This window comes from Microcoleus sp. LAD1_D3, from assembly GCF_036702135.1.
In the GTDB taxonomy this organism is placed as follows: Bacteria; Cyanobacteriota; Cyanobacteriia; order Cyanobacteriales; family Microcoleaceae; genus Microcoleus.
Genome location: NZ_JAUBSB010000123.1, coordinates 1 through 5009 on the forward strand (window position 1 = coordinate 1; position 5009 = coordinate 5009).

4 protein-coding genes and 1 pseudogene are annotated in these 5009 nt (G+C 47.8%); 4 read left to right on the top strand and 1 reads right to left on the bottom strand.

The features are described from left to right. The 4 genes from QUA74_RS29205 to QUA74_RS29220 all read left to right on the top strand — a co-directional run. Positions 1–305 (top strand): HisA/HisF-related TIM barrel protein (locus QUA74_RS29205; protein WP_333336182.1); only part of this gene is annotated, 305 nt, incomplete at its 5' end. 146 nt (positions 306–451) lie between these two features. After that, entirely contained in the window at positions 452–1861 is a 1410-nt protein-coding gene (locus QUA74_RS29210; protein WP_333336185.1) for a cation:proton antiporter, read from the top strand. Then, positions 1862–2527 carry a HisA/HisF-related TIM barrel protein gene (locus tag QUA74_RS29215; RefSeq protein ID WP_333336188.1) on the top strand — a complete coding sequence of 222 codons (666 nt, stop codon included), beginning with the start codon at positions 1862–1864 and terminating at the stop codon, positions 2525–2527. A 102-nt stretch (positions 2528–2629) separates the two neighbouring features. Further along, a complete protein-coding gene (locus tag QUA74_RS29220; RefSeq protein WP_333336191.1) occupies positions 2630–4039 on the top strand; it encodes a cation:proton antiporter in 1410 nt (469 codons plus the stop codon). A 103-nt stretch (positions 4040–4142) separates the two neighbouring features. Here QUA74_RS29220 and QUA74_RS29225 read toward each other — a convergent pair. Continuing rightward, positions 4143–4628, bottom strand: a pseudogene (locus QUA74_RS29225) (ADP-ribosylglycohydrolase family protein); the annotation flags it as partial. Positions 4629–5009 lie beyond the last annotated feature (381 nt).

The window sequence follows — 5009 nt, forward strand, 5'->3', positions numbered from 1 at the left end:
AGTTAGGGGCGGCTGAAATTATATACACCGACATTCACCGCGACGGTACTATGGAAGGGCCGAATTTGGAATCTTTGCGCGAAATTGCTAATGCTATTTCAATTCCGGTGATTGCTTCCGGTGGCGTTAGTTCGATCGCAGATTTGTTGAGTTTGCTGGCTTTGGAACCCATTGGTGTCAAAAGTGCGATCGTCGGTAGGGCAATTTATACCGGCGATATCTTGCTAAAAGAAGCAATTCAAGCAGTCGGACAAGGGCGGTGGCAGGATGTACCGCCAGATTGGGGTTCTTCAAGCTTTGCTTGATAGTCATTATGTAACCGTTATCAATTTTCCGACTCACAATCAACAGTCAACAGTCAACAGTTAACAGTTAACAGTCAACAGTCAACAGTCAACAATCAACAGTCAACAGTCAGCGTAGAATCGTCTTTCTTACCATCATCGTACCCATGTTTTTGAACCATGCAATTACAGCTTTAAGTTCTGGGATAGCCTCCCTAGTTGCCCCCATACCTTTGTTAGCAACAGTCGAGGCAGAAAATTCGCCGATCGTCCTCAGCGGAGTTTTGCTCAGTTTGGTAGTGATTTATCTCGCCAGTAAAATCGGCGCGGAAGTGGCTCTAAAATTTGATTTTCCGCCGGTTCTGGGTGAACTTGTAGCAGGGGTAATTGTTGGCGTATCTGCTTTAAACCTGGTCGTTTTTCCCGGAAGCGGGCTGTCAGCCTCAGACTCAGGGATTATGACAGTTCTGCAATCGATTAATCATCTGTCTCCTGCCGCCCTCACCAGTGTGTTTGAATCGCAGAGTGAAGTCATTTCAGTGCTGGCTGAATTAGGCGTGATTATTCTGCTGTTTGAAATTGGCTTAGAGTCGGATATCAAACAACTCAAGCAAGTCGGAATTCAAGCTACCGTTGTCGCCTGCGTAGGTGTGGCAGTTCCCTTTGCCGCTGGTACTGCGGGCTTGATGATAATTTTCCACACTCCGGCAATTCCTGCAATTTTTGCGGGGGCAGCTTTGACGGCAACCAGCATTGGAATTACATCTAAAGTGTTGTCTGATTTAGGACAACTGAACTCTAAAGAAGGTCAAATTATTGTCGGTGCGGCGGTGATTGATGATGTGTTGGGAATTATTGTCCTGGCTGTTGTCGCCAGTTTAGCGAAAACCGGTGAGATTGATGTTGTTAATGTCATCTATTTGATTGTCAGTGCAACTGTTTTTTTGCTAGGTTCGATTCTGTTGGGTGGTGTCTTCGACAAAACTTTCTCGGCGGTGGTGGTTCAACTCAAAACTCGCGGCAATATTATCATCCCGGCATTTATTTTTGCCTACTTCATGGCTTTTCTGGGCAATGCAATTCATCTCGAAGCGATTTTGGGTGCGTTTGCTGCGGGTTTGGTGTTGGATGAAAGCGATGCCCGCCTGGAGTTGGATGAAATGGTGAAACCCATCGCCGATTTATTTGTACCTATCTTCTTTGTGACGGTGGGCGCTCGGGCGGATTTGGGGGTTTTGAACCCAGCGGTGCCGGATAATCGGGCGGGACTTTTGATTGCCGTATTTTTGATTGTGGTTGCTATTTTGGGCAAGATCGTAACAGGTTGGGTGGTGTTTGGTCAGCCTGGAATCAATCGATTGGCGATCGGAGTGGGGATGATTCCTCGGGGCGAAGTCGGGTTAGTGTTTGCCGGCATCGGTTCGGCGAGTGGAGTTTTGGATAAACCGTTAGAAGTCTCGATTATTATCATGGTGATTCTGACGACTTTTTTGGCTCCGCCTTTTCTGCGGATTGCCTTTGGCGATACGGTAGATCCTCCTGCTACCGGGGAACCTTCTAGCGAGCAAATCGTGTGATTGAGGGAATTGGAGTTTGGGCGATCGACTCATTTAGAAACAAATGGCGAGGGCGCCAAAGCAGGGCATCCAGTCAACCAAGCAGCCATTGAAGCGATCGTCCGATCAGTAGACGTTTCCTGTCAAGTAGGTGGGGGAATGCGCGATCGCGCTTCTGTTGCTGCTATCCTCAATTTAGGCGTCCGCCGCATCATTCTCGGCACTGTCGCCGTCGAACAACCGCAATTAGTCGGCGAATTGTGCGCCGAATTTCCCGGTCGAATTCTGGTTGGCATCGATGCCAGAAATGGTAAAGTTGCTACTAGAGGCTGGCTAGAAACTTCGGAAGTTTTAGCAAGTGAATTGGCGCAAAAAATGGCCGAGTTAGGGGCGGCTGAAATTATATACACCGACATTCACCGCGACGGTACTATGGAAGGGCCGAATTTGGAATCTTTGGGCGAAATTGCTAACGCTATTTCGATTCCGGTGATTGTCTCCGGTGGCGTTAGTTCGATCGCAGATTTGTTGAGTTTGCTGGCTTTGGAACCAATTGGTGTCAAAAGTGCGATCGTCGGTAGGGCAATTTATACCGGCGATATCTTGCTAAAAGAAGCAATTCAAGCAGTCGGACAAGGGCACTGGCAGGATGTGCCGCCAGATTTGGGTTATTCGAGTTTTGCTTGATCGTCTGAATCCTTTGGCCCGCATTAAAAAAACCGGAACGCTTCAGTTTGTGTGCGTCCCGGAGTGTCTGGTTTCAACGTCTTTTTTACCATCATCGTAACCATGTTTTTGAACCATACAATTACAGCTTTAAGTTCTGGGATGGCATCCCTAGTTGCTCCCATACCTTTGTTAGCAACAGTCGAGGCTGAAAATTCGCCGATCGTCCTCAGCGGAGTTTTGCTCACTTTAGTAGTGATTTACCTCGCCAGTAAATTAGGCGCGGAAGCGGCTATAAAATTTGATTTTCCGCCGGTTCTGGGTGAACTTGTAGCAGGGGTAATTGTTGGCGTATCTGCTTTACACCTGGTAGTTTTTCCCGGAAGCGGGCTGTCAGCATCCAACTCAGGGATTATGACAGTTCTGCAATCGATTAATCATCTGTCTCCTGCCGCCCTAACCAGTGTGTTTGAATCGCAGAGTGAAGTCATTTCAGTGCTGGCTGAATTAGGCGTGATTGTTCTGCTGTTTGAAATTGGTTTGGAGTCGGATCTCAGACAACTAAAAGAAGTGGGGGTTCAAGCCGTCGTTGTCGCTTGTGCCGGCGTGGCAGTTCCCTTTGCCGCCGGTACTGTGGGCTTGATGATGATTTTCCACACTCCGGCGATTCCGGCGATTTTTGCGGGGGCTGCTTTGACGGCAACTAGCATCGGAATTACGTCAAAAGTTTTGTCGGAATTAGGACGGCTGAAATCTAAAGAAGGTCAAATCATTGTCGGTGCGGCGGTGATTGATGATGTGCTGGGAATTATTGTCTTGGCTGTTGTCGCCAGTTTAGCGAAAACCGGTGAGATTGACGTTGTTAATGTCATTTATTTGATTGTCAGTGCAACTGTCTTTCTACTGGGTTCGATTCTGTTGGGCGGCATCTTTAACAAAAGCTTCACTGCTGTGGTGGAGAAACTCAAAACTCGCGGCAATATTGTGATTCCCGCCTTTATTTTTGCCTTGTTCATGGCGTTTCTGGCCAATGCAATTCATCTCGAAGCGATTTTGGGTGCGTTTGCGGCTGGTTTGGTGTTGGATGAAAGCGATGCGCGCAATGAGTTGGATGAATTGGTGAAACCGATCGCCGATATGATTGTACCCATCTTCTTTGTGACGGTGGGAGCCAGGGCCGATTTGGGAGTTTTGAACCCAGCGGTGCCGGATAATCGGGCGGGACTTTTGATTGCCGTATTTTTGATTGTGGTTGCTATTTTGGGCAAGCTGGTGACTGGTTGGGTGGTGTTTGGTCTGCCGGGAATCAATCGATTGGCGATCGGAGTGGGGATGATTCCTCGGGGCGAAGTCGGGTTAGTGTTTGCCGGCATCGGTTCGGCGAGTGGAGTTTTGGATAAACCGTTAGAAGTCTCGATTATTATCATGGTGATTCTGACGACTTTTTTGGCTCCGCCTTTTCTGCGGATTGCCTTTGGCGATACGGTAGATCCTCCTGCTACCGGGGAACCTTCTAGCGAGCAAATCGTGTGATTGAGGGAATTGGAGTTTGGGCGATCGACTGATTTAGAAACACAAATGTGGATCGTCCAAATTTATCTAGCCGTAATAATAAGTCCTAAGTTGTTAGAAGTGGCTACAACTTGACTTTCAACTGATAACACTTGTCAGCGAGTTTAATCAGTTCGCTGAGGCCCCAGCTACCATGATCGTTCAAAACTTCCGCTAGTTGATTCGGGATGGCTTCTAGGCCCAGAAATGCCCCGCCGATGGCACAAGCCATTGTTGCGGTCGTATCCACATCGCCACCGAGGGCGATGCTAATGCAGAGAATTTCCGAGTAATCTTGAGGCGTTCTCAAAAACGCATATAAACTCCACAAGACGTTACCGACTACAAAAGGCGAGATTCCTTGCCAAGAGTGTTGGTAGTTTAATGGTAGTCCAGCTCTAGGAATTAACTCTACGGCTGACTCTGGGAGCAATCTGACCCAATCAATCAAATCTTTGAGCAAAGCAGCAAAGGAAGAATCAACTTCTGCTACCCATTCGCTCAGTTGACCGAGAAATGGCTCAGTTTCAATCATCATCTCAGATTGAAGGGCGCTCGCCCCAGCACCGACAGAACACCGCGAATCTTATTGCGACGATGTTAATGCTGTTGTTGAGTCTGTTGAGACTCATGTATCCACATTCTTAGTCATCAACACTATATTCTACCTCTATCGGTAAATTCTTTCTGCGAAATCACCTGAAGCCGTCGCTCAACATTTTATCAGACAAGCGATCGTTTTTACTTTTGAGAATGGAATGGGAGAAAGAAACTCCAAGCGCGATCGCCCCCAATCTTAGTTTTGAGGGTTTGAGGAGCCGTTCCCTACGCTCGCCTGGTTGAGGGCGATCGCATCCTTAAAGTTAACACCAATGAACTTTGCCTTACCTCTACTCCAAGTAAGCCCCATCATCGGGTTGAACCACTGAGATCTTCTACTCATGCGCGGGAG